Below are 26332 nucleotides of genomic sequence, written 5' to 3' on the forward strand. Positions count from 1 at the left end.
CCCCTCGGGGTGCCGGCGCCCTGTGCGTCATCCGCCCGCCGAGGGCGGGGGAGCGGGAACGATCAGCGCGGGTCCTCGCCGTGGCGCACCTGCGCGCGCGGCAGGCGCCACCGGCGGATCTGCAGCGAACGCATGATGCCGTACCCCACGAGCCCCCGGCGGACCTCGCCGAAGCGCTCGGTCAGGCGCGCGCGGATCCTGCGGCGCAGGATGAGCGAGTCGACCACGCACAGCAGGATCCCACCCCACAGCACGACGAGCATGATCACGCTCATGGACGTGTAGAGGCCGGGCATGACCAGCGGGAGCACGAGCGCCACGATCATCAGGATCAGGGCGACCGGGAAGAAGAACTCCGCGATGTTGCGCCGCGCGTCGACCAGGTCGCGCACGAAGCTGCGGTCCCGGCCGCGGTGCTGGGCGGGCATGTTCGCCTCGTCGCCCGACATCAGGGCCTGCTGGGAGCGCTGGCGCTCCTGCGCGGCAGCCTGGCGGTCCCGGCGCCGGGCCTCCTTGCGGTCGGTCTGCACGATGGGACGCCGACGGGCGGCCTCGGCCTCCTTCCGCGTGCGGGTGGGGCGGCCCTTCCCGGCGGAACCGGCGGGGTCGCCCTCGGGGGACGAGGTCACGCCGGGCACCTCCCCGCGGCTGCGGCCGCGGCGGCGCGGCGAGGGGTACGTGTCGGCATCGGACGTGTTGCGGGGACTCACCCCTCCAGTCTAGGCGGAGCACGGCGCCGCCCCGACCATCCGCGGCGACGCACGCCGCACGCCGGGGCGCCCGCGGGCGCCCCGGGCGGCGATAACGTGGGAGCCATGTCCCACGAACCCGCCCCCGAGGGCGACACTCCCCGTCCGTCCGACCGCCCCGCGGCCCCCGAATCCGCCGTCGGCCCCGCCGCCGCGCCCCAGGAGGAGGTCGAGGGACTGCGCGCGCGCCTCGAGGGGATCCTCCCGCGCGCGATCGAGGACCTCTCGGCCCTGGTGCGGATCCCGTCCATCGCGTTCCCCGGATACGACCGCACCCCCGTGCACGAGAGCGCCGAGGCCGTCGCCGCGCTGCTGCGCGACGCCGGGATGCCCGAGGTGACCATCACCCACGTCGACGAGGGCGCCCCTGCCGTCATCGCCCGCCGGCCGGCCCGGGACGGCCTTCCCACCGTGCTGCTCTACGCCCACCACGACGTCCAGCCGACCGGCGACCCGCAGGCCTGGACGACCGATCCCTTCACGCCCGCGCGCGAGGGCGACCGGCTGTTCGGCCGCGGCGCGGCCGACGACAAGGCCGGCGTGATGGCCCACGTCACCGCGCTGCGCCTGGTGGGGGAGGAGCTCTCCGAGCTCGGCGTCGGCGTGACGGTGTTCGTCGAGGGCGAGGAGGAGGCGGGGTCCCCGACCTTCCGGCGCTTCATCGAGGCCCACCGGGACCAGCTCGAGGCCGACGCGATCGTCGTCGCCGACTCCGCGAACTGGGCCGTCGGCACGCCTGCGCTCACCACGAGCCTGCGTGGAGTGGTCGACCTCACGGTGACCGTGCGCGTGCTCGAGCGCGCCGTCCACTCGGGCATGTTCGGAGGTCCGGTCCTGGACGCGCTCACCCAGATGGGACGCCTGGTGGCGACGCTGCACGACGAGAACGGCGACGTCGCCGTCGAGGGACTCGTGCGCGCGGAGGCGCCCGAGGTCGAGATGCCCGAAGCCGACTACCGGCGCGACGCCGGCATCCTCGAGGGCCAGCCCCTCGCGGGCACCGGCTCGATCACCTCGCGCCTGTGGTCCGCACCCGCTCTCTCTGTGATCGGCATCGACGCCCCATCGGTGCGCGATGCCTCCAACACGCTCGTGCCCGCGGCGCGCGCCAAGATCTCGCTGCGCATCCCGCCGGGCCAGGATCCGCAGGCCGCCATGGACGCGCTCGTCGCGCATCTCGAGTCCCACGCCCCGCGCGGGGCCGTCCTCGAGATCGCCCGGGGCGAGCAGGGCCGCCCCTTCCTCGCCCCCTCGGACACCCCGGCCATGCGGCTCGCGCGCTCCGCCTTCCGCGATGCCTGGAGCACGGAGCCCGTGGACACCGGCCTCGGAGGGTCGATCCCTTTCATCGCCGACCTGCTCGAGGTGTTCCCCGGGGCGGAGGTGCTGGTCACCGGTGTCGAGGACCCCGACTCCCGCGCCCACGGCGTCGACGAGTCCCTGCACCTGGGGGAGTTCGCCAGGGTGTGCCTCGCCGAGGCGCTGCTGCTGCGCGGCGCGGCGGGGCTCGAGAGGCGACGCGGCTGACCGGGCGCGGAGCATGTGACGTGACGGACGCTGTCCCCGGTCGCGCCCGGCGAGGCGTAACCTGAAGGCACCTGCAGTGAGGAGGAACCCAGATGACCACCACCATCGACACCGAGGCCCCCGCGCACGGCGTGACGCTCACCGGCGAGGCCGCGGCGAAGGTCACGTCCCTGCTCGAGCAGGAGGGGCGCGACGACCTGCGACTGCGCATCGCGGTGCAGCCGGGCGGATGCTCCGGCCTGATCTACCAGCTCTACTTCGACGAGCGGCTGATGGACGGTGACTCGACCGTCGGCTTCGACGGCGTCGAGGTCGTCGTCGACCGCATGAGCTCGCCGTACCTCGCGGGAGCGACGATCGACTTCGCCGACACGATCGAGAAGCAGGGCTTCACGATCGACAACCCCAACGCGGGCAGCTCGTGCGCCTGCGGGGACTCCTTCAGCTGACGTCCGCGTCGCCGCCCTGCGCGAGAGCGCAGCAGCTCGACGGGCCCGCCCCCGCTCCGCATGTGAGCGAGGGCGGGCCCGTCGGCGTCTGTGCACGTCGTCACCCCCGACGACACCGGAACCTGAATGCTGAACCGAGTCCGGGAAACACGTATGATGACGCTGTGCCGTCATGTTCGTCCCGCGTGATGCGATCAGCTGTCGCCGACGGTGAGGGTCCCGCCCCCGCCGGCCTGCTCGACGCCGCCGCCGTCGGGCCGCGCACGACGCACGTCCCCGGGTCTGCCCCGACCCGCGAAGCACCCGCCCTCCCCGCGCGTGCGACGCGCTGCCCCCAGCAGGCAGCACGCCGCGCCTCCTCCCGGAGGGCCGACGAGTGGAAGGTCATCCTGTGATCCCCCAGGCCACACAACGCCGCCGGCGCCTGCGCCGCGTGGCGGCCGTACTCGCGCCGGCGATGCTCGCGCTGTCCGGCTGCACCGCGGAGCAGAAGCGCGGCTTCCTCCCCGGTGCCGACGACGGCGTCCAGATCACCGACAAGACCGAGCGCATCACCCAGCTGTGGACCGGTTCCTGGACCGCTCTCGTGCTCGTCGGTCTGGTCGTGTGGGGCCTGGCGATCTGGAGCGCGATCGCGTACCGGCGTCGCAAGGACGACACGGGCTTCCCCGTGCAGCTGCGCTACCACATGCCGATCGAGATGATCTTCACGCTCGTCCCGGTCGTCATGATCATGACGCTGTTCTACTTCACCCAGCGCGACGTGGGCGAGATCGAGGACACCTCGGCGAAGCCCGACGTCACGGTGAACGTGGTCGCCAAGCAGTGGAGTTGGGACTTCAACTACGTGGACGCCGACGTCCACGAGGACGCGGGCGTGCAGTCCTTCGAGACCGGCACCCCGGGCGCCGCGGAGTCGCTGCCCGTGCTCTACCTGCCGGTGAACCAGACCGTGCGCTTCGACCTGGACTCGCGCGACGTCGTGCACTCGTTCTGGATCCCGGACTTCCTCTACAAGAAGGACATGTTCCCGGGGCACACCAACACGTTCCAGGTGACCCCCACGCGTGAGGGCACCTACGCCGGCAAGTGCGCCGAGCTCTGCGGCGAGTACCACTCGGACATGCTCTTCAACGTGAAGGTCGTCTCCCAGGAGGAGTACGACCAGCACATGAAGGACCTGCGCGACAAGGGCAACACCGGTCAGCTCTCCGTGGACCTCTCGAGGAACCTCGAGGACTGGAACATGCGCGAGAAGGACGACGCGGCCAACGGCCGCACGGGAGATGAGGTCCAGAAATGAGCACCCAGGTCCCCGCCGCGCCGGCGCGCGCGACGGCCGTTCACCAGCCCGTCCGTGAGACGTCTCTGGGCAGGAACTTCGTCCGGATCATCACCTCGACCGATCACAAGGTGATCGGCCTGATGTACCTGGCCATGGCGTTCAGCTTCTTCTGCATCGGCGGCGTGCTGGCCCTGATGATCCGCGCCGAGCTCTGGGAGCCCGGCCTGCAGGTCGTCGTCTCCAAGGACCAGTACAACCAGCTGTTCACGATGCACGGCACGATCATGCTGCTGATGTTCGCGACCCCGCTGTTCAACGGCTTCGCGAACTACTTCATGCCGCTCCAGATCGGCGCCGTCGACATGGCGTTCCCGCGCCTGAACATGTTCGCCTTCTGGATCACTCTGTTCGGCTCGCTCATCGTGCTCGCGGGCTTCCTTACCCCCCAGGGCGCCGCCTCCTTCGGATGGTTCGCCTACGCCCCGCTGTCGGACACGACGTTCACACCGGGACTCGGCGGTGACCTGTGGGTCTTCGGCCTGGGGCTCCAGGGCTTCGGCACCATCCTGGGCTCGGTCAACTTCATCACCACGGTCATCTGCATGCGCATGCCCGGCATGACCATGTTCCGCATGCCGATCTTCACCTGGAACGTGCTGATCACGGCGCTCCTGGTGCTCATGGCCTTCCCGCCGCTGGCCTCCGCTCTGTTCGCCCTCGGGGCGGACAGGAAGTTCGGAGCGCACATCTTCGACCCGGAGAACGGCGGAGCGGTGCTCTGGCAGCACCTGTTCTGGTTCTTCGGGCACCCCGAGGTGTACATCATCGCCCTGCCGTTCTTCGGCATCGCGACCGAGATCTTCCCGGTCTTCAGCCGCAAGCCCGTCTTCGGCTACAAGACCCTCGTCTACGCGACCATCTCCATCGCGGCCCTCTCGGTCACGGTGTGGGCGCACCACATGTATACGACCGGCGCCGTGATGCTGAACTTCTTCAGCTTCATGACCATGCTGATCGCGGTGCCGACGGGCGTGAAGTTCTTCAACTGGGTGGGCACGATGTTCCGAGGGTCGTTGACCTTCGAGACACCGATGCTGTTCTCGCTCGGCTTCCTCACGACCTTCCTCTTCGGCGGTCTGACCGGCGTGATCCTCTCCAGCCCGGCGCTGGACTTCCACCTCTCCGACACCTACTTCGTGGTCGCCCACTTCCACTACGTGGTGTTCGGGACGGTCGCCTTCGAGATGTTCGCGGGCTTCTACTTCTGGTGGCCCAAGATGTTCGGGTACAAGCTGAACGAGAAGCTCGGCAAGTTCCACTTCTGGATGTTCATGATCGGCTTCCACATGACCTTCCTCATCCAGCACTGGCTGGGTGTGGAGGGGGCTCCCCGCCGTTACGTGAACTACCTCGCCGAGGACCAGTTCGACTGGATGAACAAGCTCTCCACCGTGGGCGCCTTCATCCTCGGCGCCTCGACGCTGCCGTTCCTCCTGAACGTCGTCATCACGCACGTCCAGAAGAAGAAGATCGAGGTGGACGACCCCTGGGGCTACGGCGCCTCGCTCGAGTGGGCGACCTCGTGCCCGCCCCCGCGCCACAACTTCCACTCGCTGCCGCGCGTGCGCTCCGAGCGACCCGCCTTCGATCTGCACCACCCGGAGGTCGGCGCCCAGTCGCATCTGCTCGCGGAGGAGCCGATCAAGAACCCGAGGAGCAACTGACACATGCGCACCACTGCATTGATCTTCTGGATCCTCGCCGCGTTCTTCCTCATCGTCGGCGTGGTCTACGGCGTCTGGACCGGCGGGTACGCCCCGCTGGGCATCGAGACCGCGGGCTTCCCGGCCCTGCTCATGGCGACCCTGCTCGCGGCGATGATCGCCACGACCCTCACCTGGGCCTCCAAGCGGTTCCCGGACCGCGCCGAGGAGAACCTCGAGGCCGAGGTCTCGGACGAGGCCGGCGTGCAGGGCAGCTTCGCCCCGTACAGCTGGTGGCCCCTCTGGGCCGGGATCGGCTGCGGCCTCGCGTTCCTGGGCGTCGCGGCCGGCTGGTGGATCCTCGCGATCGGCTCGGTCTTCGTGATCGTCGGCGTCGTCGGCTGGGTCATGGAGTTCTCCCGCGGCCAGCACGCCCACTGATCACCCAGCGCTCCCCTCCCGAGGGGGCGCACTCCTCGACGGCCCGTCCACCGCATGGTGGGCGGGCCGTCGTGCTGTGTGCGTGGGATCATGGCCGCAGGATCCGGGCGCACCGCAGAGCGGTGCGGGGAGCCGGGGAACGGAGGCACAGGATGGCGCTGCGCAGACGCATGATCGGCGGTCTGCCACGGGACGTCCGTGACGCGGGACTCGTTGTCCTGGGCATCTTCGCGGACGACGGGGCGCTCGAGCGGGCCCGCGCATGGGCGCGGGACGTCCTCGCGCGACGACGTCTCGACGCCGAGAGGTCACCGCTGCGGGCGAGCCGGGCGCTGCGAGCGGAGGATCCCCGCCTCACGCTCGCTGCCGCGCGCTGGCTCGTCGCCCACCTCGAGGAGGACCCCGGCGGGACTCCGGAACGAGCGCCGCGACCGGGACGGCTGCGCTGAGCCCGAGCGCCCCACGGGTGAGCGGGATCACATAAGCTTCGTCGTGAGGGACCGGCGGACGGTGACGTCCTCCTGGTGTCCACTGAGAACGGCCCGGTCGATCCGGGCCCGAACCGAGGAGAACTCATGGCGAGCAACGCATCCATCCCTCAGACCGGCCAGCAGCGCGAGCGCTCCGTCGCACGCGCCCAGGAGGCCGATGAGAAGCAGCAGGACCAGCAGCAGACCGCTGCACCCCGCGGTCCCCTGCAGACCGACCGCGGCGTGACCACCGTCGAGGAGACGGTCGTCGCGAAGATCGCCGGCATGGCCGCCCGCGAGGTCCCCGGCGTCTACGACATGGGCAATGCCGTGCGCCGCGCGTTCTCGGCCGTCACCGACCGCATCCCGAACTCGCAGACCAATGTCACCGGCGGCATCGGCGTCGAGAAGGGCGAGACCCAGGCCGCGATCGACGTGACCGTCGTCGTGGAGTACGGCGCCTCCGTGGTCGAGGTCGGCAACGCGATCCGTCGCAACGTCATCGAGCAGGTCGAGAAGGCGACCGGGCTCGAGGTCATCGAGGTCAACGTCAACGTCGTCGACGTCCACCTCCCGGACGAGGACGACGAGCAGTCCGGCGGCGAGCAGCGCAGCAGCGACCTGCGCTGAACGAGCCTCCGCGCCGGGCGCTGACCTGCGCCGGGCGCAGAACCTCGGCGGGCCGGGCACGACGCCCGGCCCGCCCCTGATCGAGGAGCACACATGAAGACATCACAATTCGCCGTGCTCGTCGGGCTCCTGCTCGGCGCCGCACTCGCCTTCGGATCGTTCGGCCAGTTCTTCCTCGTCCTCGTGTTCGGTGCCATCGGCCTCGCCGTCGGCATGGTCATCGACGGACGGATCGAGATCCGCGGGCTCACCGACCGCTGGAGGCGGTGACCGTGGCGTCCGTGCAGGAGGCGACCACATCGGGAACGGACCTCTGGTCGCAGGACGATCACGCGGACGATCCGACATCCGCTCCCGGCGCGGGCTCCGGCGCCGCCGGTCGGCCCGTGGAGTCCCGCGGCACCACCACGGTGCCCGCACGCGTCGTCGCGCGGATCGCGGAGCAGGCCGCGAGCGAGGTCCCGCACATCGGCTCTTCGGCCGGGGGAGTGCTGGGCGTGGGCGCCCGCCGTGACTTCTGCACCAGACCCTCCGTCCACTGCGACCTCTACGGCCGCACCGCCGTGCTGCGCGTCGACGTCGGCGTCGCCTTCCCCGCTCCGCTGCACGACGTGCTCGCGCAGCTCCGCTCCCACGTGGAGCGGGCGGTGAGCACCCTGACGGGCCTCGAGGTCGGGCGCATGGACGTCGAGATCTCCTGGCTGAACCCCGAGACCACGAGGAGGGCCCTGCGATGATGACGACACCCCGCCGCCTCGACCGTCGGCCCGCCCGCACGACGCCCGTCGTGCTCCTCGCCCTGGTCCTGCTCGTCCTGGGCGGGCTCGGCGTCTGGACGCTCGGCGCTCTCGTGATCGACGGCGCGTGGCCCGCATCGGCATCCTCCGCGGCCGCCGACCTCGGAGCCCTGCGACTCGACTCGACCCCGGTCCTCGTCACCGGCTGCGTGCTCGCGGTCCTGGGCCTGCTCATGGTCCTCGCCGCGATCCTCCCCGGTGGCCGATCGCGCATGCACCTGCTCGAGGACGACGTCCCCGGCAGCACCGTGATCTCCCGCCGTGACCTGGCGAACCGGGTGCGCGCTCGCACCGAGGAGGTCGACGGCGTGCAGGGCACCCAGGTCGACGTCGGCCGGCGCACGGTCACCGTCCGCGCCCGCACCGTCGTCGACGAGGTCGGACCCGTCGAGTCCGGCGTGCGCGACGCCGCGCAGGCGGCCGTCGCCGAGCTCCGCCCCGACACCATGCCGAGCATCCGCGTGCGGATGCGTCGGATCGACTGAGAGGAGGACGTATGCGTTCCGTCTCCGGAGTCCGCAACAGGCTCCTGCTCGTCCTTGCGGGTATCATCGCCCTTCTCGCGGGCCTCTGGCTCGCTGCCGGTCGTCTGGACCTGGCCGGGCGCTGGCCGGGTGCCGACGCCGTGCTCCCGCACGGGGATTCCACGCCGGCCGCGCTCGCGGAGACCCATCACGCGTGGATCCTCTCCGTCGCCTGCGTCCTCGCGGTGCTCGCCGTCATCGTCGGGATCTGGCTGCTCGTGATCCAGGTGCCTCGGAGGACTCCCACCGTCTCGCTCAGGATCACGGCCGATGGCAGCAGGCCCTTGGGCACCCTCGCACCGTCCGTGCTGGAGCGGGCGCTCGCGGAGCACGTCGAGGGCATCCCCGGCGTTCTCGACGCGTCCGTCCAGGTGAGCGGCGCGACGTCGTCGCCGTGGGTGCAGGCGTCGGTGAGCACGAGCCAGGATGCCGAGACGGCATGGGTCGTCGAAGGCGCGCGCCGGCTGCTCGCCGACGACGTCGCCACCGTGCTCGGCGCCGCGCCCCGTCACGTGGACCTGCTCCTGACGCTGCGCTCGGCGACCTCGTCCACGAGGACCAGGATCGACGAGGGGCCGGCGACCGCCACCGGCGGCCCCGGCACGATGAGGGAGGGCGCCCCCGTCCCCGCTCCCTGAGCGTCGTCGGCGCGAGCCCCCTCGGCGGTGCGCCGGCCCGACAGCGGGATCATGTCCCCAGGGCCCCGTCCGCCTCCCTGCTCCGGCAGGGAGACGGACGGGGCCCTCGTCGTGCTCCTGCAGGGGCGCGGAGCGAGGGGTGGAAGCGTTCGGTGGGGGCGGCGCCGGGCGGTGCCCGTCGCCACGCCGTCGGCTGTGCACCCCTGCATGTCGCGAGGCCGTCCGCGCAGCGCTGCGCGAGCGCGCACTGCGCAGCGCGCGGACGCGGGGCGACGCCGGGACGAGGACGGGCCCGGAACGCCATGGGCGCCGGGGACGGCACGCGAAGTCGGCGGTCGGGTCGACGTCCGACGTGGGGGACTGCGTGCGCGGCCCGGCCGAGGGGCCCGATGATCACGCCGGGGAGCGGCAGGGCCCGAGAAGCGGACAGGGTCCAGGGAAGCGACGGGCCCTGGGGGAGCGGCGCAGCCGGGACGCGAAAGGGCCCGGACGGCGATGCCGTCCGGGCCCTCTCACGTCGGGGAGCTCATGCGTCAGTGGGAACGCACGTCCGGAGTGCGGTAGTCGCCGCCGGTGAGCTCGTCGATCTTGTGGCGCTCGTGGCCGGCGTGCTCGAGGGCCTCCCGGAGCTCGGTCGGGGTGACCGGGGCCAGCTGGTCCTTGAAGAAGAACGAGGTGGCCGCGGCGCGCAGGGACGAGACGCCCTTGCCCGCCTTGAGCGGACGGTAGTCGTCGTGCTGGACCAGGACCCAGCGGTCGAACTCGTTGAGCGGCTCGTGGATCTCGATCATCTCGCCGTTCTCCATGCGGACCACCTTGGAGGTCTCCTCGCCGTGCAGGGCGAGGTCCCGCTTCTGGCGCTGCATCGCCAGGCACAGGCGCTTGGTGATGTAGAAGACGATCACCGGTGCCAGGAAGAACGCGATGCGGAACGTCCACGTCAGGTCGTTGATCGAGAGGTGGAGCTTCACCGCGATGAGGTCGTTCGTGGCGGCCATCGCGAGGATCAGGTACTCGGTGATCCAGGCGACGCCGATGCCGGTGCGGACCGGGGCGTTGTACGGCAGATCCAGGAGGTGGTGCTCGCGGTCGTCGCCCGTCACCCACGACTCGATGAACGGGTAGAGGGCGAGGAACGCCAGCAGACCGCCGTAGACCACCATCGGCAGCAGGATGTTCAGCGACACCGTGTAGCCGAAGACGGTGAACTCCCAGCCCGGGATGAGGCGCAGTCCGCCGTCCGTCCAGAGCATGTACCAGTCGGGCTGCGATCCGGCCGAGACGGGGGAGGGGTCGTACGGCCCGTAGACCCAGATCGAGTTGATCGCCGTGGTGGCCGAGATCAGCGTGATGATGCCGAACACCAGGAAGAAGAAGCCACCGGCCTTCGCCGCGTACACCGGGAACACCGGGAAGCCGACGACGTTGCGCTCGGTGCGGCCCGGGCCGGGGTACTGCGTGTGCTTGTGCAGCACCAGCATCACCATGTGGATCGCGATCAGACCCAGGATGGCCGCGGGGACCAGCAGGATGTGGATCGTGAAGAACCTCGGGATGATGTCGTGCCCGGGGAACTCCCCGCCGAACAGCAGCATCGAGATGTAGGTGCCGACGATCGGGATGCCCTTCATGAGGCCGTCGACCACGCGCAGGCCGTTGCCCGAGAGGACGTCGTCCGGGAGGGAGTAGCCGGTGAAGCCGGCGACCATGCCCAGGACCATGAGGGCGAAGCCGACGAGCCAGTTGAGCTCGCGGGGCTTGCGGAACGCGCCGGTGAAGAACACGCGGAACATGTGCACGAAGATCGCGACCATGAACACGAGGCAGGACCAGTGGTGCATCTGCCGGAACAGCAGTCCGCCCTTGACCTCGAACGAGATGTGCAGCGTGGACTCGTAGGCCTTCGACACGTGGGCGCCCTGGAGGGGCGCGTAGATGCCGTTGTAGACGACCTCGTCCATCGAGGGGACGAAGAACATCGTGAGGTACGTGCCCGAGATCAGCAGGATCACGAAGCTGTAGAGCGCGACCTCGCCGAACATGAAGGACCAGTGGTCCGGGAAGATCTTGCGCCCGAAGAACCGGACCAGGCCCGCGCCGGAGACGCGGCGGTCCAGCCAGTCGCCGCCGACGGCGCCGAGCTTGAGCATGCGGCCCTCGGAGCCGGAGTCCGCGGGGGCCTCCGTGCGAGGACGGGTGGGAGTCGTGGTCGCCATCAGATCACTTGTCCTTGTGCAGGTTCCAGAAGCTGGGACCGATGGGCTCGGGGAAGTCGCCGCCGGCGACGAGGTAGCCCTCGGCGTCGACTTCGATGGGGAGCTGCGGGAGCGGGCGGTGCGCGGGGCCGAAGATCACCTTCGCGCCGTCGGTGACGTCGAACGTCGACTGGTGGCACGGGCACAGCATGTGATGCGTTTGCTGCTCGTACAGCGCGACCGGGCAGCCCACATGGGTGCAGATCTTCGAGAAGGCGAGGATGCCCTGGTACCCGTGGTCCAGGCTGTCCTGGTTCTGCCCCAGCGCCGGGTCGATGCGGATGAGCACCGCAGCCGCCTTCGCGCGCTGCTCGAGGTAGTCCTCCATGTCCTCGGTCAGGCCCTCGGGCATGACGTGGAAGATCGAGTTCATGGCGACCTCGGAGGCCTTCACCGGGGTCCCGTCGGTGTCGCGGGTGATCCGCAGACCCTTCTTCCAGAACGTGTGGTGCAGCTTGTTGCCCGGGAGGGGGCCGAAGGTCGACAGGGGCGCGAGCACCGCGATCGGCAGAGCGGTGAGCGCGGCGACCATGGCCGTCACGATCACGGGGCGGCGCCCGACGCCGGACTCCTCGAGGCCGTCGGTGATGATCGACGCGGCGACCTCGCGGGTCTCGTCAGAGCCCTCGATGTGGTGACGCTCCTCGACCCATTCCTCATCGGGCATGAGGGTCTTGGCCCAGTGCACCGCGGCTGCGCCGATGAAGAACACGGCGACCGCGAGGCCGAGGCCGGTGAACAGGTTGGACCAGTGCACCGCGTGCAGCGTGCCCGGCGTGCCCAGCAGGTTCGTCCCCAGCGGCGTGAAGATGAAGTAGCTGGCGACGAACAGGACGGTGCCCAGGACGGAGAGCACGAACATCGCGGCGACCATGCGCTCGGCGCGCTTCGCGGCCCGCGGGTTCTCGTCGGCCTGGCGGTGGACGTGGGGAGGCAGCCCGGGGTTCGGGAAGCCGCCGCCCTCCTTGGGAGCGATCGTGCTCACCGAGGAGGACCGTGCCTCCGACTCGCGGTTCTCGTTCACGTGGTCGCTCACTTCGCCTTCGCCCCCAGCCACACGGCGCAGCCGACGAGGAGGGAGAGCACGATGGTCCAGGCGTACAGGCCCTCGGTCACGGGACCGAAGGACCCCAGCGAGATGCCGCCGGGGGAGCCCTGCTCATCGAGCGCCTTGAGGTAGGCGACGACGTCGCGCTTGTCGGAGGCGGAGATGTTGTCGTCGTTGAAGACGGGCATGTTCTGCGGGCCGGTCTCCATGGCCTCGTAGATGTGCTTCGACTCGACGCCGCTGAGCGACGGCGCGAACTTGCCGCGGGTCAGGGCGCCGCCGGCGCCGGCCGCGTTGTGGCACATGGCGCAGTTCACCCGGAAGATGTTGCCGCCGTTCTCGAGGTCGGCGTCCTTCGAGTCGAGCGCTTCCTCGTCGGGGACCGACGGGCCGGGGCCGAGAGAGGCGACGTAGGCCGCGAGCTGACGGGTCTGCTCGTCGTTCATCTGCGGGGGCTTGCGCCATGCCTGCGCACCGGAGTTCTGCATCGGCATGCGGCCGGTGCCGACCTGGAAGTCGACCGCGGCTGCGCCGACGCCGATCAGCGACGGGCCGAGCGTGTTGCCCGAGTCGTCCTGCATGCCCTGCGCGTTGGTGCCGTGGCAGCTCGCGCAGTTGGCCAGGAACAGATCTTCGCCTTTGTCGACGTCGTCCTGGGTGTACGACTCGGCCTGGGCGCTGCGCGGCTGGAACGCGGCGTACAGGCCGCCGGTCGCGACGAGCGCGAGCAGCAGGATCGCGACGAACGCCAGCGGGTGGTGTCGACGCGCTGCGAGTGCCTTCACGATGAGGACCTCGTTTCGGTGTGCGGGGCGGGCGGGAAGGGACCCCCGGGGCCGGGGGATCCGGAGGATCAGAAGAGGGAGGAGAAGAACTCGAAGTTCCACGGGACCGTGCCGTTGAGCAGCGGGTCCATCAGGTACACGACGAAGAACAGTCCGATCCAGACCACGTCCACGAAGTGCCAGTAGTAGGAGATGCAGATGGCGCTGATCTTCTCGTGCTGGGTGAACTCGTTCGCGGAGAACGCCCGGGCGAGGACGAACAGGAACGCGATGAGGCCGCCGATCACGTGGAGGCCGTGGAAGCCGGTGGCGAGGTAGAAGACCGAGCCGAAGGGCGAGCTGCTGAGGGAGACGCCGGCCTCGGCCAGCTCGGTGTACTCGAAGGCCTGCCCGGACACGAAGACCGCGCCCATGAGGAAGGTCAGGGTGTACCACTCGATGACGCCCCACCCGGCGATGTTGAAGATCGAGCCGGTGCGGCCCTTGCGGGACTCGCCCTTGGCCCAGGGCAGCACGCCCTCGGCGGCCATGACGCCGATCTGGCACGTCACGGAGCTCAGCACCAGGATGATCGTGTTGGCGATCGCGAAGTCGTGGGTGAAGTGCTCCTCGCCCGCGACGAACGTCTCGGGGACCATCGCGTGCAGCGTGAAGTACATCGCGAAGAGGCCGGCGAAGAACATCAGCTCGCTGGAGAGCCAGACGAGCGTGCCGATCTGCGTGGAGTTCGGGCGGCCGACTGCGGGGGCAGGGCCTGTGCGCTGGGGCAGAGTCGCAGTAGTCACGTCACCATTATGCCGTGTCGTCAGATTCGATGCCCCGGGTACACGGCCGACCTGGGGAACCGCTGGGGCGCGAGGCCCTGACGGACCCCGCCAGCATAACCCTCACGACACGCTGTCACGAACCTGGACACGCTCTGTGGCGAGGGCCTCTCAGCTGGGGATCCTGACATCCGGGCGCACGCGCACGAGCGGGCCCGGGATGGGATGATCGGCACATGTCCGCCACCGCATCCGCGCCCTCGCCGACCTGGGCGTCCCTGACCGCCCGACTGGTCCGCCACGAGGATCTCGACGCCGCGCAGGCGGCCTGGGCGATGGACGAGGTCATGTCCGGGAACGCGTCCGCGCTCCAGCTCGCCGGCTTCCTGGTCGCGCTCGAGTCGAAGGGCGTGACGAGCGTCGAGCTCGGCGCGCTCGCGGACACGATGGTCGCGCACGCGCGGGAGCTCGACGTGGACCGCCGGGCGGTCGACATCGTCGGCACCGGAGGGGACCTCGCCCATACGGTGAACATCTCCACGATGGCCTCCGTGATCATCGCCGCGAGCGGACGCCGCGTGATCAAGCACGGCAACCGCGCCTCGACCTCCCGATCGGGATCGGCCGACGTGCTCGACGCCCTCGGAGTGCGGCTCGACCTGCCGGCCGAGCGCTCCGCGCAGCTGCTCGACGAGCTCGGGATCGCGTTCCTGTTCGCGCAGGTCTTCCACCCCTCCATGAGGTTCGGGGCGGAGGCGCGCAAGGGACTCGGCATCCCGACGGTGTTCAACGTGCTCGGTCCGATCACGAACCCCGGGAAGCCCCTGGCGAGCGCGGTCGGCGTCGCGAGCTCCGTGATGGCCCCGGTCGTGGCCGGGGTCTTCGCCGGGCGCGGCACGAGCGCTCTGGTGTTCCGCGGCCAGGACGGCCTCGACGAGCTCACCGTGGGCGCGCCCTCGGACGTCTGGGAGGTGCGCGGCGGGAGCGTGCACGAGCACGTGCTGGATCCGGAGGCGCTGCTCGGCATCCCCCGTCATGGGGCCGAGGCCCTGCGCGGCGGCTCCGCCGAGGAGAACGCGCAGGTGGCTCGCGACCTCTATGCGGGAGAGGGGACGTCAGCCGTGCGGGACGCGGTGCTCCTCAACGCCGCGGCCGGACTGCTCGCGCACGATGGCATCGGCGCGGGATCCGGGACCGCGGGCGAGGACCCGACCTTCGAGGACCGCTTCCGGCAGGCCTTCGAGGAGGCGAGCGCCGTGCTCGACTCCGGGGCGCCCGCCCGACTGCTCGAGGCCTGGGCGCAGACCACCCAGCGCTTCGTCGGCGAGGAGCGGTAGCGCAGGTCCGGACGCGGGCCGGCTCGGGAGACGGGCGCCCTCAGCCGTCGGAGCCGAGGTCGAAGGCGACCTCGAGGTCCTGGCTGGAGTAGGTGCGGAAGGCGATGTTCGTGGAGGTGTCCACGACGCCGTCGATCTTGCTGATGCGGTCGGCGATGACGCCCGCGAGATCCTCGTGCTCGCGCACGCGCACGATCGCGATGAGATCCACGTCGCCCGTGACCGAGTAGACGTGGTCGACGCCGGGGACGGCGGTGATCTCCTGGGCGGCCTCCGGGATGCGGTCGCTGCGGGCGATGATCGAGACGATCGCGGTGATCATGCTGTCCTCCAGGGTGTCGGCCGGGCCTCGGGTGCGTGCTTAGCCTAGTCGGCCGTCGTGAAGGCCGCCTGCAGCGTCTGCGGATCGAACCGGGCGCGCAGGGGCACCGCCCAGGTCCCCTCGACGGCGACGAGGCGCATCCCCTCGCCCTCGAGCCAGTGGAGCAGCAGCTCGGACTCCTGATGATGGCCGTGGCACAGCGGCCCCGACGGGAGCTCCTCGAGCGGGATCCCGGCGCCGCGCCGCGCGAGCTCGCGCGCGACCGGCACCGGATCCGTCCCGCGGGGCACGATCGCGGTGCCCGCATGGCGCCCCGCGCGCACCGCCAGCAGCTCCCATGCGCCGGCGGGATGGCGACGCGCCTCGGCGGGTCGCGCGGCGACGAGCATCGGGCAGGCCGCGAGAGCGCGCAGCCGCTGGGCGCGCTGGGCAGCGGCCAGGAAGGCCTCGGCCTGGCCCTTGATCCTCGCGGCGTCCTCGAAGCGATGCGCTCCGACGTGCGCGCGCATCCGTGCCGCGGCGTGCGCGATCACCGGTGCGGGATCCTCGAGCATCGCCCGTCGGATCCGTGCATGGGGCTCGGGATCCAGGCGACGTCCCGCCCCGGTCGCGCCGGAGCCGCCCGCGCCCTCGAGGGAGGCGCCGCGGCCCATCACCGCGTCCGTGAGCAGGGCTCGCAGCGGTTCCACGTCATGGCGCGAGCGCAGCGGACCGATCTGCGCCGAGCCGTCGTCCTCGCTCCGTGCGATGCGGGCCGCGCGCAGACCGTCGGCCCCCGGGCCCAGGCGCAGCCAGAGCGCCTTCTCCGGCTTCAGGCCCTGGCGGTTGGCGGGCGGCTGCTCGCGGGCGATGATCCGCAGCTCGCGCACGGACGCCTCCAGACGGGAGGCGCACTCGATGGTGCGGATCTCGTGGAGCCGTGGGAGCGCGTCGAGCACGCGGCGGCGGGTCTCCGAGGCGCTGAAGTAGGTGCGCACCCGCGAGCGGAGGTCGTGCGAGGTGCCGACGTACAGCACGCCGCCCTCGCGGTCGACGAACTGGTAGACGCCCGGCACCGGCGGCACGGTGTCGGCGAGGTGGCGCTTGCGGGCCTGGATGGGAGAGACCTTCCGATGGGCCGAGGCGAGGTCCTCGACAGTGCGCGCGCCGCGATCGCCCAGCCGGGCGATGATCGCGTGCAGCACGTCGACCGTGGCGCGCGCGTCGGACAGGGCCCGGTGGTCCGGCGTCACCTGGGCCCCCACATGCGCGGCGAGGGTGCCGAGCTTGTGGTCGCGCACCTCGTCGCGCTTGAAGACGCTGCGAGCGAGGGCCAGGGTGTCCAGGACGGGAGGGGAGGGCCAGGTGATCTCGAGCCGGGCCGCCTGGGAGCGCAGGAAGCCGACGTCGAAGCGGGCGTTGTGGGCGACCAGCACCGCGTCGTGCGCGAAGTCCAGGAACATCGGGAGCACCGCCTCGATGCGCGGCGCCCCGCGCACGGTCGCGTCGGAGATGCCGGTGAGGGAGGCGATGTAGGCGGGGATCGGGCGCTGGGGGTCCACGAAGCTGCGGAACTCGCCGAGCACCTCCCCGCCGCGCACCTTGACCGCGCCGATCTCGGTGATCGCGTCCTGCGACGGATCGGTGCCCGTGGTCTCGAGGTCCACGACCACCATCTCGGCCTCCTCGAGCGGAGTGCCGAGATCGGCGAAGCTCAGCTGCCGGCGGCGGCCGGAGCGCAGGGGAGCGGTCATGATCGAAGACTAGGACGAGGGACGGACATCCGGGGCGGCGTCTCCGGCGGGGGAGCGCCGGGGCGTCACGGACGACGGCTCAGGACCGACGGCGCACGACCGACGTCTCCCGGCCTCAGTCCTTCTTCGGGCGGGAGTAGATGGTCTCGATGAGGTCCGCGTAGTCCTTGGTGACGACGTTGCGCTTGAGCTTGAGGGAGGGGGTGAGGTAGCCGTTCTCCTCGGTGAAGTCGGTGTCGATCACCTCGAACACGCGGATCGACTCGGCGCGGGACACCGAGGTGTTCGCGGCGTCGACCGCCTCCTGCAGGGCCCCACGGACGGTCTCGTCCTCCGCCGCCTCGGCGATCGTCATCTCGGGCAGGCCGTGGTTCTTCAGCCAGGTGGGGAGCATCTCCTCGTCGAGCGTGAGGATCGCGGCGACGAACGGCTTCTGGTCGCCCACGACGATGCACTGGCTGATGAGCGGGTGGGCGCGCAGCGCGTCCTCGAGCGGGGCGGGGGAGACGTTCTTCCCGCCGGCGGTCACCAGCAGCTCCTTGGTGCGGCCGATGATCGTGATCGAGCCGTCGTCGTCCAGGGTCGCGAGGTCGCCGGTGCGGAACCAGCCGTCCTCGAAGGCGGCCCGGGTCGCCTCGGGGTTCCCGTGGTAGCCGCGGAAGACCATGACCCCCTTCACGAGCAGCTCGCCGTTGTCGGCGATCGCGACGCTCCCTCCGGGCAGGGGCGGGCCGACGGTGCCCGGCTTGACGTCCCAGGGCAGGTTCACGGCCACGGGCGCCGTGGTCTCGGTGAGCCCGTACCCCTCGAGGATCGTCACGCCGATGCCGCGGAAGAAGTGCGCCAGACGGTCGCCCAGCGGCGCCCCGCCGGAGACGGACCAGCGGACGTGCCCGCCCATGGCCCCGCGCAGCGTCCGGTACAGGACGAGGTCGAAGAGCTTGTGCTTCGCGCGCAGGGCGAGGGGCACCCGGCCCGCGCTCAGCGCCTTCGAATAGGCGACCGCGGTGTCGGCGCCGGCGGCGAAGATCTTCCCCTTGCCCCCCGTGATCGCCTTCTGCTCGGCGCCGTTGTAGACCTTCTCGAAGACGCGCGGCACGGCCAGCAGGAAGGTGGGCCGGAAGGCGGCGAGGTCGGGCAGCAGGTTCTTGGTGTCCGGGGTGAAGGCGGTGGTCGCCCCCGCGAGCGTCTGGGTGACGTGCAGGAGGCGCGCGAAGACGTGCGCGAGCGGGAGGAACATCAGGGCGCGGGATGCCGTCGGCAGCACCTCGTCGCCGAGGAAGCCGACGGCGCTGCGCGCCGTGTCCACGAAATTGCCGTGCGTGAGCTCGACGCCCTTGGGCCGCCCCGTCGTGCCCGAGGTGTAGATGAGAGTCGCGACATCGGCCAGGCGCCGCGAGGTCCTGCGCTCCTCGAGCTCCTCGTCGCTGATCCCCGAGCCGCCGTCGGTGATCGACGTGAGGTCGCCGTCGTCGATCACCCAGATCTTCTCCAGGTCCGGCAGCTCGCCCCGCACCGACTCGAGGTCCTCGCGGTGGCGGGAGGACTCGACGACCGCGAAGCGCGCCCCGGAGTCGCTCGCGATCCACTGCACCTGCGAGGGGGAGGAGGTCTCGTAGATCGCGACGGAGACGGCACCGGAGAACCACAGCGCCCAGTCCACGAGCACCCAGTCGAAGCTCGTGCGGGCCATGATCGCGACGACGTCGCCCGGCTTCACGCCCGCGGCGATGAAGCCCTTGGCCAGTGCCTGCACCTGCAGCAGGAAGTCGGTGGAGGAGAGCGGGCGGAAGGGCCCGTCGCCCTCGCGCAGCTCGAAGATCGGGGTGCCGGAGTGGCGCGCGTGGCGCTCCAGCAGCAGATCCGTGGTGTTCTCGTCCTCGCGGCTGCGGTGATTGGCCGGGGTGCCGTACTGCTTCACGGAGGCTCCTTCGATCGGGACCCCGTGGGGCGGTCCCGGACGTTCTCGTCGGCGGACCCATCTGCGCGCCGGCCGCGTCGCCGGCGCTCTCGGGACCTGGTCTGGCCTGCATCCTACGGCAGGCGAGACCGTACGATGGGCGGGCGCGGCGGAGCGTGGGGGCCGCTTCCCGCGGCGCCCCGGCGACACGCGCAGCGTCCACCATGCGCATCGCGCTCCGCGCGCACGGCGCACAGACCGGAAGGGGTCCCATGCACTCGATCGGCGTCGACATCGGCGGCACGAAGATCGCCGCAGGCGTCGTGGACGAGGAGGGACGCATCGTCGCGAGCACTCGGCGCGTGACCCCCGCCACGGACCAGGACCTCATCCAGTCCGCGGTCGTGGACGCCGTGCACGAGCTGCGCGAGGACCACGAGGTGGTCGCGGTGGGCATCGGCGCGGCGGGATTCGTGGGCGCCGACCGCCGCACGATCGTCTTCGCGGCGAACCTGGCCTGGCGCGACGCCGCGATCGCCGACGAGGTCGAGGGACGCATCGACCTCCCGGTCGTCGTCGAGAACGATGCCAACGCCGCGGGCTGGGCGGAGTTCCGCTTCGGCGCCGCCCAGGACGCCTCGGACATGCTCATGCTCACCGTGGGCACGGGGCTGGGCGGGGCGCTCGTCCTCGACGGCCGCCTCGTGCGCGGCAGCGGCGGCTTCGCGGGGGAGGTCGCGCACATGAACCTCGTGCCCGAGGGCCAGTGGTGCGGCTGCGGCCGTCGCGGCTGCCTCGAGCAGTACACCTCGGGCACGGCGCTCGTGCGCGCCGCCCGCGCCCGCGCCGTGTCCTCGGAGCCGCTCTACGCCCCGCTGCTCGAGCGGGCGGGAGGGGACGCATCCGCGATCGACGGCCCCATGGTCACCCATGCCGCCCAAGAGGGCGACGAGGGGGCGCTCGCGCTGCTCGCCGAGCTCGGCCACTGGCTCGGATACGGAGCGGCGAGCCTGAGCGCCGTGCTCGATCCCGAGATCTTCGTCGTCGGCGGGGGCGTCAGCAGCGCCGGGGACCTGCTGCTGGATCCCGCCCGCACCGCGTACGCCTCCGAGCTCGTCGCTCGCGGGCACCGGCCGCTCGCCCGCTTCGCGGTGGCCCGCACGGGCAACGGCGCCGGGATGATCGGCGCCGCCGACCTCGCCCGTCAGGACGCCTGAGACCGCTCAGACCTGGGCGCCGTCCGTCGGGTCGGAGCGATCCGGCGGGACACGGGCGATCAGCGCGACGAGGCCGCCGACGGCGGCGATGCCGCCGAGGGCGCCGGCCCACGTCGGGATCGAGTCGAGCACGGCGGCGAGGAGCGCGAGCAGGACGCCTCCGATGAGAGCGGTCCACGACCACACCGCGAAGTCCGAGGCCGGGGGCAGATCGGGGTCAGGGGGCTCGAAGTCCCCGAGCAGCACCTCGTCCTCGGGGTCCTCGGGATCCTCTGGCTCGTCGCGGATCCCGGGGGCCGACGCGGAGGGTGCCTCGGGCCGCGGGGCGATCCCCTCGGCGTCCACGATCCGGGCGAACTCCTCGTCGAAGTCGCGGCGGCCGCCCTCGTCGCCCGCCTCCTCCGGCTCCGGAGCCGGCGTGCTCATCGGCCCGCCTCCGTGCTCGTCGGCATCCGGCGCACGAGATGGGCGCGGGAACGGGCGAAGAGGTCCTCGGCGTCGTGGTCGAGGGTCGCCAGGTGCCCGCTCGCGCCCAGCGTCATCCTGTCCACGGGGCCCGCGACCCGGGAGGCGATCATGTCGCTCGAGCGCGGCGGGACCGTGCGGTCCTGCGGGGAGACCGCCACGAGAGCGGGAGCCGTGATCCGGCCGAGGCCCTCGCGGGTGCGGCGCACGAGGGCCCGCAGCTCGCCGACGGCGCGCAGCGGTGTGCGGCCGTAGGCCTCCTCGACGACGCCCTCGCGGCGGATGTCCCCGGCGATCGCCCCGACGGAGGGCACGAGGCGGGAGAGCGCGGGTGCGAGGGCCCAGACGGGGGAGTCGACCATGGCGGCGTTGACCAGGACCAGCGCACCGATGTGCGGTGCGACGGCGGGGTCCTCGGCGAGCGCGGCGGCCAGGGTCCCGCCCATGGAGATGCCGCCCACGCCGATCGTGCCGTGCTCGCGCTGCAGCTCCAGGGCGCTCTCGCGCACCGTCCGGTACCAGTCCTGCCAGGTGGAGGCGGACATCTCCTGCCAGGTGCTGCCGTGCCCGGGGAGCAGCGGAGTGCGCACGTCCCAGCCGTGGGCGGCGTGGTCCTCGGCCCAGGGGCGCACGGCGTGCGGCGTCCCGGTGAAGCCGTGGCACAGGAGGAGACCGCCCGCCGGGTTAGAGTGGGGCGCGCTCCGCCACGGCTGGGACAGCTCGCTGAAGGCCATGCCCCCATGGTCGCACCTGGCCCGCGCCGATGGGGCCCGCCCGAGGACAGAACGATCGACGAGGACGCCGCCGATGCTCTACGAGGTCGCGAAGCCCGTGGTCGCCGCCGTGCTGCGCGTGGTCTACGCGCCGCGGATCTCCGGTGCCCAGCACATTCCCGATGAGGGCTCCGCGATCCTCGCGAGCAGTCATCTCTCCGGCGCCGACACCGTCTTCATGCCCGCCCAGGTGCGGCGCACCGTGCACTTCCTGGCCAAGTCCGACTTCTTCTCCGGCACTTCCCTGGCCTCCCGCGGCTTCGGGCGCCTCATGCGCTCCCTGGGGGTGATGCCCGTGGACCGCAACGGGGGCAGCGCCTCGGAGGGTGCGATCGAGGCCGGCCTGCGGATCCTGCGCAGCGGGGAGCTGCTGGGCATCTATCCCGAGGGGACGCGCAGCCCCGACGGCCGTCTGCATCGCGGCAAGACGGGGGCTGCGCGCCTCGCGATCGCGACCGGGGCCCCGCTGGTCCCGATCGGCATGCTCGGCAGCTACGAGGCGCAGCGCGGGCGGCGGATCGTCCCGCGCCGTCGCCCGCGCATCGAGGTGCTCGTCGGGGAGCCGATCGACCCTGCCGACGCGCTCGGGGACCTCGCGGCGGCCCGCGCGGATCCGCAGGCCGCGCGCTTGCTCACCGACCTGCTCATGCTGCATGTCCAGCAGCTGACGGGTCAGGACTACGTCGACACGTATGCGGCCGACGTGAAGGCCGCGCTCGCGCGCGGGGAGTCCGCCCCGCGGACGACGCGCGCGTCCCGCTGACCGCGTCGGACGGGGCCGACCGGCCCCCGCCGATCCCGCACCGCGGTGTGCGATCCGTGCGACGAGCCGCCGCGCACGGGCGCCCGCGCGCGGCGCGCGCGGTTCTCGGTAGGGTGACCCGGTGACCTCCACGACCCACCACACGCCGGCCCGCGCCCACGCCTTCTCCCTGTCCTCGACGAGCGAGGAGCTCGCCGCGCTCGGGACCTGGCGCGAGTATCCCCGGGTGCAGCAGCCGTCGTGGCCCGATGAGGGCGAGCGCGCAGCCGTCTTCGACCGGCTCCGCGCCGCCCCGCCGCTGGTCTTCGCCGGTGAGGTCGACGTGCTGCGCTCGCGCCTGGCCGACGCCGCGCGCGGAGAGGCGTTCCTGCTGCAGGGCGGCGACTGCGCCGAGACCTTCGCGGACTCCACGGCGGACCGCATCCGCGCCAAGATCCGCACGATCCTGCAGATGGCGGCCGTCCTCACCTACGGCGCGTCCGTGCCCGTGATCAAGATGGGGCGGATGGCCGGCCAGTTCGCCAAGCCCCGCTCGTCGGACATGGAGACCCGCGACGGCCTCACCCTGCCCACCTACCGCGGCGACGCCGTCAACGGCTTCGAGTTCACCCCCGAGGCGCGCCGCCCCGATCCGCAGCGCCTGTGGGAGATGTACACCACGAGCGCCCAGAGCCTGAACCTCATGCGGGCCTTCACCAGCGGCGGCTTCGCGGACCTGCGCGAGGTGCACAGCTGGAACCAGGGCTTCGTGCGCGGCCCCGGCTACGACCGCTACGAGCAGATCGCCCGCGAGATCGACAAGGCCGTGCGCTTCATGGAGGCCATCGGGGCCGACTTCGAGGCCCTGCAGAGCGTCGAGTACTACGCCTCGCACGAGGCGCTGCTGCTGGACTACGAGGAGGCGATGAGCCGCATCGACTCCCGCACCGGCGAGATCTACGGCTGCTCGGGCCACTTCCTGTGGATCGGCGAGCGCACCCGTCAGCTCGACGGCGCGCACGTCGAGTTCGTGTCGCGCCTGCGCAACCCCATCGGCGTGAAGCTCGGCCCGAGCTCGACCGTCGACGACGCGCTGCGCCTCATCGACACCCTCGACCCCGAGCGCGAGCCCGGGCGCATCACGTTCATCTCCCGGATGGGCGCGGGGAGGATCCGCGACGTGCTGCCCGGCCTCGTCGAGGGCGTGCGCGACGCGGGCGCCACCCCGGCCTGGGTCACCGACCCCATGCACGGGAACACGATCACCTCGTCCAACGGCTACAAGACGCGGCGCTTCGAGGACATCCTCGAGGAGGTCCGCGGGTTCTTCGAGGTCCACAGGGCGCTGGGCACGGTCCCGGCGGGCCTGCACATGGAGCTCACCGGCGACGACGTCACCGAGGTGCTCGGCGGCACCGGGCACATCGACGAGGCCGGCCTCGAGCGCCGCTACGAGACTCTCGTCGACCCGCGGCTGAACCACCAGCAGTCCCTCGAGCTCGCATTCCTCGTCGCCGAGATGCTCGGACAGGACGTTCGCTGAGGCCCACGGACCTCGACGGGGTCGCTGAACGACGCGGCAGGAGGGCCGACGGGGAACCGTCGGCCCTCCTGCCGTCTCAGAACACCGAGATCGTGACGGTCGAGCCCTTCGCGGCCTTCTCGCCGCCGTTGGTCGACTGCGCGTAGACGGTGCCCAGCACGGGCGCGCCGCGGTCGTACTGGACCTTGGGCGTGAAGCCTGCCTTCGTCAGGGCCGCCTTCGCGTCCTTCTCGCTCTTGTTGAAGACGTTCGGGACCTTCACCATCTCCGGTCCGGAGGAGATCACGAGCTGCACCGTGTCCCCGCGGTGCCCGCTGCCGTCGGCGGGCGACTGGGAGGCGACCTTGCCCTTGGCGACGTCCGAGTGCTTCGTGGACGTGGTCACGGTGAAGCCTGCGTCCTCGAGGGCGCTGCGCGCCTGGTCCTCGCTGCGCCCGGTCTGGTCCGGGATCGAGATCGGCACGCGGCCCTTGGAGACGACCACGTGCACCTCGCCGCCCTCGGGGAGGGCGTCCTGGGCCGCCGACTGGGAGATCACCTGGCCGGAGGGCACCTTCTCGGAGTACTCGCCGTCGTCCTGGACGAGGGTGAGCCCCTGGTCCTCGACGGCTTTCTTCGCGTCCTCGAGGCTCTTCCCGGTGACCGTGGGGACGGGGAACGTCTCGACCCCCTTGGAGACGACGAGCTTCACGCTCTCGTCCCTCTTGAGGAGGGTCCCCGCCGCGGGGGTCGAGGAGATCACGTGCCCGGCGGGCACGGAGTCGCTGAAGGCCTCGCTCGTCGCCGTCTCGAGGTCCTGCGAGGTGAGGGAGGCGTCGGCCGCATCGAGGTCGGTGCCCGCGAGGGCGGGGACGGTGCGATCGCCGCCGGGCCCCTCGTGCAGGTACCAGTGACCGGCGCTCGCTCCGCCCGCGGCGAGCGAGCCGACGACGGCGAGCACGGCCGCCGCGCGCAGGCCGCGCGAGGTGCCGCGCAGCGGGCGGGCGAGGTGCCGCCCTCGTCGCGGGCGCACCGCGGGCAGGGCCACCTCGCGGGAGGAGGCTCCGGCGTCCTCCGCGGAGGACGCGTCGTCCTGTGCGGGGGAGGCGGTGTCGGCGGTGTCGGCGGGGGCGGCGCCCCCGGCTCCGGCGGTATCCGGCTCGTCGATGCGGGCCGATCCGCTCTCGGCGCTCCCGTCCTCGTCATCCCCGTCGTCGTCCGGCGCGTCGTCGGCGCCGGGGCGGGCGGCGAGCGGGAAGGCGCGGGCGGCGGCCTCACCGGCGAGGTCGACGTCGTCCAGGTGCGCGGTCAGGCGCGGCACGTCCTGGGTGTCGACGTCGTGGAGCTCGGAGGGCGCGGCGTCGAGCACCGCGGCGGGCAGGGTGCGCAGGAGGTCGCGGACGCCCGCGAGCAGATCGCCGGCCCCACGGGGCCGGTGCTGCGGATCGCGGGCGCACGCCCAGGTCACCAGGGAGTCCACCTCGCGGGGGACGGTCGAGACGCGGGCCGACGGTGCGGGCATGTCCTCGTGCACGTGCTGGAAGGCGATGTGCACCGCCTGCTCACCGGTGTACGGCTGGACCCCGGTGAGCATCTCGTAGAGGACCACGCCCAGCGAGTACAGGTCGCTGCGCGCATCGCAGTGCCCACGGGTGACGACCTCGGGGCTGATGTAGGCGACCGTCCCCAGCAGCGTGCTGCTGGCCGACGTGTTCGCGGTGCCGATGGCGCGGGCCAGCCCGAAGTCGGCGACCTTCACGGAGCCGCCGGGGGCGAGCAGGATGTTCTCCGGCTTGATGTCGCGGTGCACGATGCCGGCGGTGTGCGCGGCGTCGAGCGCCTCGAGGATCTGCTCGGTGTCCTCGAGGGCTTCGCGGACGGTGAGCCGCCCGGCGTCGGTGATGCGGTTGCGCAGCGTCCCGCCCTCGATGAGCTCCATCGAGAGGTAGATGCGGTCGTCGTCCTCGCCCTGGTCGAACACCCCCACCACGTGCGGATGGGCGAGTCGGGCCGCACTGCGGGCCTCGCGGGCGAAGCGACGGCGGAACTGCTCGTCGACGGCGAGGTGCGGATGCATGATCTTGAGGGCCACGGTGCGGTCCAGACGTTCGTCATGTCCGCGATAGACCGTGGCCATACCGCCGCGGGCGATCAGCTCCTCGACGGCATAGCGGTCGTCGAGGAGCACGCCGGTGTCAGGGGAAGTGGCAGGCGCGCTCACGAGTCTCACTGTACGGCCGCACGCGCACGCCGTCC

General features: G+C 71.6%; 26 protein-coding genes. 15 read left to right on the plus strand and 11 right to left on the minus strand.

The genetic code is table 11. The features are described from left to right. Positions 1-62 precede the first annotated feature (62 nt). A complete protein-coding gene (locus ACFQ53_RS07150; protein ID WP_377857394.1) occupies positions 63-710 on the minus strand; it encodes a DUF3043 domain-containing protein in 648 nt (215 codons plus the stop codon). 105 nt (positions 711-815) lie between these two features. On the opposite strand from ACFQ53_RS07150, the gene ACFQ53_RS07155 reads away from it, so the two are divergent. The 11 genes from ACFQ53_RS07155 to ACFQ53_RS07205 all read left to right on the plus strand — a co-directional run bounded on the left by ACFQ53_RS07155 (position 816) and on the right by ACFQ53_RS07205 (position 9213). Continuing rightward, complete coding sequence (locus tag ACFQ53_RS07155; RefSeq protein WP_377857397.1) at positions 816-2276, plus strand: dipeptidase; 1461 nt, start codon at positions 816-818, stop codon at positions 2274-2276. Positions 2277-2368: 92 nt separating this feature from the next. Continuing rightward, on the plus strand, positions 2369-2725 hold the full coding sequence (gene erpA / locus ACFQ53_RS07160; protein ID WP_152353131.1) for an iron-sulfur cluster insertion protein ErpA: 357 nt from the start codon (positions 2369-2371) through the stop codon (positions 2723-2725). Between the two features lie 391 nt (positions 2726-3116). Further along, the gene (coxB, locus tag ACFQ53_RS07165; RefSeq protein ID WP_249480362.1) at positions 3117-4028 is read left to right on the plus strand and encodes a cytochrome c oxidase subunit II; all 912 of its coding nucleotides are present in this window, start codon (positions 3117-3119) and stop codon (positions 4026-4028) included. Continuing rightward, complete coding sequence (ctaD, locus tag ACFQ53_RS07170; protein ID WP_152353129.1) at positions 4025-5734, plus strand: cytochrome c oxidase subunit I; 1710 nt, start codon at positions 4025-4027, stop codon at positions 5732-5734. Before coxB ends, ctaD begins: the two co-directional genes overlap by 4 nt. Positions 5735-5737: 3 nt before the next feature. Continuing rightward, positions 5738-6154 (plus strand): cytochrome c oxidase subunit 4, encoded by a 417-nt coding sequence (locus ACFQ53_RS07175; RefSeq protein ID WP_152353128.1) that lies wholly within the window; start codon positions 5738-5740, stop codon positions 6152-6154. Positions 6155-6306: 152 nt separating this feature from the next. Then, complete coding sequence (locus tag ACFQ53_RS07180; protein ID WP_377857403.1) at positions 6307-6603, plus strand: hypothetical protein; 297 nt, start codon at positions 6307-6309, stop codon at positions 6601-6603. 126 nt (positions 6604-6729) lie between these two features. Continuing rightward, positions 6730-7254, plus strand: a complete 525-nt coding sequence (locus ACFQ53_RS07185) for an Asp23/Gls24 family envelope stress response protein (RefSeq protein ID WP_377857406.1) — start codon at positions 6730-6732, stop codon at positions 7252-7254. A 93-nt stretch (positions 7255-7347) separates the two neighbouring features. Beyond that, the gene (locus ACFQ53_RS07190; RefSeq protein ID WP_193636253.1) at positions 7348-7524 is read left to right on the plus strand and encodes a hypothetical protein; all 177 of its coding nucleotides are present in this window, start codon (positions 7348-7350) and stop codon (positions 7522-7524) included. Positions 7525-7526: 2 nt separating this feature from the next. After that, positions 7527-7991, plus strand: coding sequence for an Asp23/Gls24 family envelope stress response protein (locus ACFQ53_RS07195; protein ID WP_377857410.1), 465 nt, complete (start codon positions 7527-7529; stop codon positions 7989-7991). Further along, positions 7988-8536, plus strand: coding sequence for a DUF6286 domain-containing protein (locus ACFQ53_RS07200; protein ID WP_377857413.1), 549 nt, complete (start codon positions 7988-7990; stop codon positions 8534-8536). Before ACFQ53_RS07195 ends, ACFQ53_RS07200 begins: the two co-directional genes overlap by 4 nt. Positions 8537-8547: 11 nt before the next feature. Next, entirely contained in the window at positions 8548-9213 is a 666-nt protein-coding gene (locus tag ACFQ53_RS07205) for a hypothetical protein (RefSeq protein ID WP_377857416.1), read from the plus strand. Between the two features lie 533 nt (positions 9214-9746). Here the strand turns inward: ACFQ53_RS07205 and ACFQ53_RS07210 are convergent. The 4 genes from ACFQ53_RS07210 to ACFQ53_RS07225 form a co-directional block, all read right to left on the minus strand. After that, complete coding sequence (locus ACFQ53_RS07210) at positions 9747-11429, minus strand: cytochrome bc complex cytochrome b subunit (protein ID WP_249480356.1); 1683 nt, start codon at positions 11427-11429, stop codon at positions 9747-9749. A 4-nt stretch (positions 11430-11433) separates the two neighbouring features. Continuing rightward, positions 11434-12504: a ubiquinol-cytochrome c reductase iron-sulfur subunit gene (locus tag ACFQ53_RS07215; protein ID WP_249480355.1), complete on the minus strand. Its 1071-nt coding sequence runs from the start codon at positions 12502-12504 to the stop codon at positions 11434-11436. Beyond that, entirely contained in the window at positions 12501-13301 is an 801-nt protein-coding gene (locus tag ACFQ53_RS07220) for a cytochrome c (protein WP_152353121.1), read from the minus strand. Before ACFQ53_RS07220 ends, ACFQ53_RS07215 begins: the two co-directional genes overlap by 4 nt. Before the next feature lie 68 nt (positions 13302-13369). Beyond that, positions 13370-14086: a heme-copper oxidase subunit III gene (locus tag ACFQ53_RS07225; protein WP_249480354.1), complete on the minus strand. Its 717-nt coding sequence runs from the start codon at positions 14084-14086 to the stop codon at positions 13370-13372. 215 nt (positions 14087-14301) lie between these two features. Between ACFQ53_RS07225 and trpD the strand changes: the two genes are divergently transcribed. After that, positions 14302-15402, plus strand: coding sequence for an anthranilate phosphoribosyltransferase (gene trpD, locus ACFQ53_RS07230; protein ID WP_377857423.1), 1101 nt, complete (start codon positions 14302-14304; stop codon positions 15400-15402). 40 nt (positions 15403-15442) lie between these two features. Here the strand turns inward: trpD and ACFQ53_RS07235 are convergent, their stop codons facing one another. The 3 genes from ACFQ53_RS07235 to ACFQ53_RS07245 form a co-directional block, all read right to left on the minus strand. Further along, positions 15443-15724 carry an Lrp/AsnC family transcriptional regulator gene (locus ACFQ53_RS07235; RefSeq protein WP_152353118.1) on the minus strand — a complete coding sequence of 94 codons (282 nt, stop codon included), beginning with the start codon at positions 15722-15724 and terminating at the stop codon, positions 15443-15445. A gap of 44 nt (positions 15725-15768) precedes the next feature. After that, positions 15769-17457 carry a DEDD exonuclease domain-containing protein gene (locus ACFQ53_RS07240; protein ID WP_377857427.1) on the minus strand — a complete coding sequence of 563 codons (1689 nt, stop codon included), beginning with the start codon at positions 17455-17457 and terminating at the stop codon, positions 15769-15771. A gap of 115 nt (positions 17458-17572) precedes the next feature. Then, the gene (locus ACFQ53_RS07245; protein WP_377857430.1) at positions 17573-19378 is read right to left on the minus strand and encodes an AMP-dependent synthetase/ligase; all 1806 of its coding nucleotides are present in this window, start codon (positions 19376-19378) and stop codon (positions 17573-17575) included. A gap of 251 nt (positions 19379-19629) precedes the next feature. Between ACFQ53_RS07245 and ACFQ53_RS07250 the strand changes: the two genes are divergently transcribed. Beyond that, on the plus strand, positions 19630-20574 hold the full coding sequence (locus tag ACFQ53_RS07250; RefSeq protein ID WP_377857432.1) for an ROK family glucokinase: 945 nt from the start codon (positions 19630-19632) through the stop codon (positions 20572-20574). A gap of 6 nt (positions 20575-20580) precedes the next feature. Here the strand turns inward: ACFQ53_RS07250 and ACFQ53_RS07255 are convergent, their stop codons facing one another. Together ACFQ53_RS07255 and ACFQ53_RS07260 are read right to left on the minus strand one after the other, a co-directional pair. Then, positions 20581-21000 (minus strand): hypothetical protein, encoded by a 420-nt coding sequence (locus tag ACFQ53_RS07255; protein ID WP_377857435.1) that lies wholly within the window; start codon positions 20998-21000, stop codon positions 20581-20583. Continuing rightward, on the minus strand, positions 20997-21773 hold the full coding sequence (locus ACFQ53_RS07260) for an alpha/beta hydrolase (RefSeq protein WP_377857438.1): 777 nt from the start codon (positions 21771-21773) through the stop codon (positions 20997-20999). Before ACFQ53_RS07260 ends, ACFQ53_RS07255 begins: the two co-directional genes overlap by 4 nt. Positions 21774-21846: 73 nt before the next feature. Here ACFQ53_RS07260 and ACFQ53_RS07265 point away from each other — a divergent pair, with 73 nt between their 5' ends. Together ACFQ53_RS07265 and ACFQ53_RS07270 are read left to right on the plus strand one after the other, a co-directional pair. Beyond that, positions 21847-22575, plus strand: a complete 729-nt coding sequence (locus ACFQ53_RS07265; protein ID WP_377857441.1) for a lysophospholipid acyltransferase family protein — start codon at positions 21847-21849, stop codon at positions 22573-22575. Between the two features lie 169 nt (positions 22576-22744). After that, a complete protein-coding gene (locus ACFQ53_RS07270) occupies positions 22745-24097 on the plus strand; it encodes a class II 3-deoxy-7-phosphoheptulonate synthase (protein ID WP_377857649.1) in 1353 nt (450 codons plus the stop codon). Between the two features lie 76 nt (positions 24098-24173). Here ACFQ53_RS07270 and pknB read toward each other — a convergent pair whose 3' ends face one another. After that, positions 24174-26297 carry a Stk1 family PASTA domain-containing Ser/Thr kinase gene (pknB, locus tag ACFQ53_RS07275; RefSeq protein ID WP_377857444.1) on the minus strand — a complete coding sequence of 708 codons (2124 nt, stop codon included), beginning with the start codon at positions 26295-26297 and terminating at the stop codon, positions 24174-24176. Positions 26298-26332: the final 35 nt, after the last annotated feature.

The sequence above is a fragment of the Brachybacterium sp. NPDC056505 genome, assembly GCF_042794925.1.
Lineage (GTDB): Bacteria > Actinomycetota > Actinomycetes > Actinomycetales > Dermabacteraceae > Brachybacterium > Brachybacterium kimchii.

Coding starts and splice junctions, on each gene's coding strand:
- erpA (WP_152353131.1), top strand. CDS start 2,369: ATGACCACCACCATCGACACCGAGGCCCCCGCGCACGGCGTGACGCTC.
- ACFQ53_RS07235 (WP_152353118.1), bottom strand. CDS start 15,724: ATGATCACCGCGATCGTCTCGATCATCGCCCGCAGCGACCGCATCCCG.
- ACFQ53_RS07180 (WP_377857403.1), top strand. CDS start 6,307: ATGGCGCTGCGCAGACGCATGATCGGCGGTCTGCCACGGGACGTCCGT.
- ACFQ53_RS07155 (WP_377857397.1), top strand. CDS start 816: ATGTCCCACGAACCCGCCCCCGAGGGCGACACTCCCCGTCCGTCCGAC.
- ctaD (WP_152353129.1), top strand. CDS start 4,025: ATGAGCACCCAGGTCCCCGCCGCGCCGGCGCGCGCGACGGCCGTTCAC.
- ACFQ53_RS07205 (WP_377857416.1), top strand. CDS start 8,548: ATGCGTTCCGTCTCCGGAGTCCGCAACAGGCTCCTGCTCGTCCTTGCG.
- ACFQ53_RS07185 (WP_377857406.1), top strand. CDS start 6,730: ATGGCGAGCAACGCATCCATCCCTCAGACCGGCCAGCAGCGCGAGCGC.
- ACFQ53_RS07250 (WP_377857432.1), top strand. CDS start 19,630: ATGCACTCGATCGGCGTCGACATCGGCGGCACGAAGATCGCCGCAGGC.
- trpD (WP_377857423.1), top strand. CDS start 14,302: ATGTCCGCCACCGCATCCGCGCCCTCGCCGACCTGGGCGTCCCTGACC.
- ACFQ53_RS07190 (WP_193636253.1), top strand. CDS start 7,348: ATGAAGACATCACAATTCGCCGTGCTCGTCGGGCTCCTGCTCGGCGCC.
- ACFQ53_RS07265 (WP_377857441.1), top strand. CDS start 21,847: ATGCTCTACGAGGTCGCGAAGCCCGTGGTCGCCGCCGTGCTGCGCGTG.
- ACFQ53_RS07210 (WP_249480356.1), bottom strand. CDS start 11,429: ATGGCGACCACGACTCCCACCCGTCCTCGCACGGAGGCCCCCGCGGAC.
- ACFQ53_RS07255 (WP_377857435.1), bottom strand. CDS start 21,000: ATGAGCACGCCGGCTCCGGAGCCGGAGGAGGCGGGCGACGAGGGCGGC.
- ACFQ53_RS07175 (WP_152353128.1), top strand. CDS start 5,738: ATGCGCACCACTGCATTGATCTTCTGGATCCTCGCCGCGTTCTTCCTC.
- ACFQ53_RS07260 (WP_377857438.1), bottom strand. CDS start 21,773: ATGGCCTTCAGCGAGCTGTCCCAGCCGTGGCGGAGCGCGCCCCACTCT.
- ACFQ53_RS07200 (WP_377857413.1), top strand. CDS start 7,988: ATGATGACGACACCCCGCCGCCTCGACCGTCGGCCCGCCCGCACGACG.
- ACFQ53_RS07240 (WP_377857427.1), bottom strand. CDS start 17,457: ATGACCGCTCCCCTGCGCTCCGGCCGCCGCCGGCAGCTGAGCTTCGCC.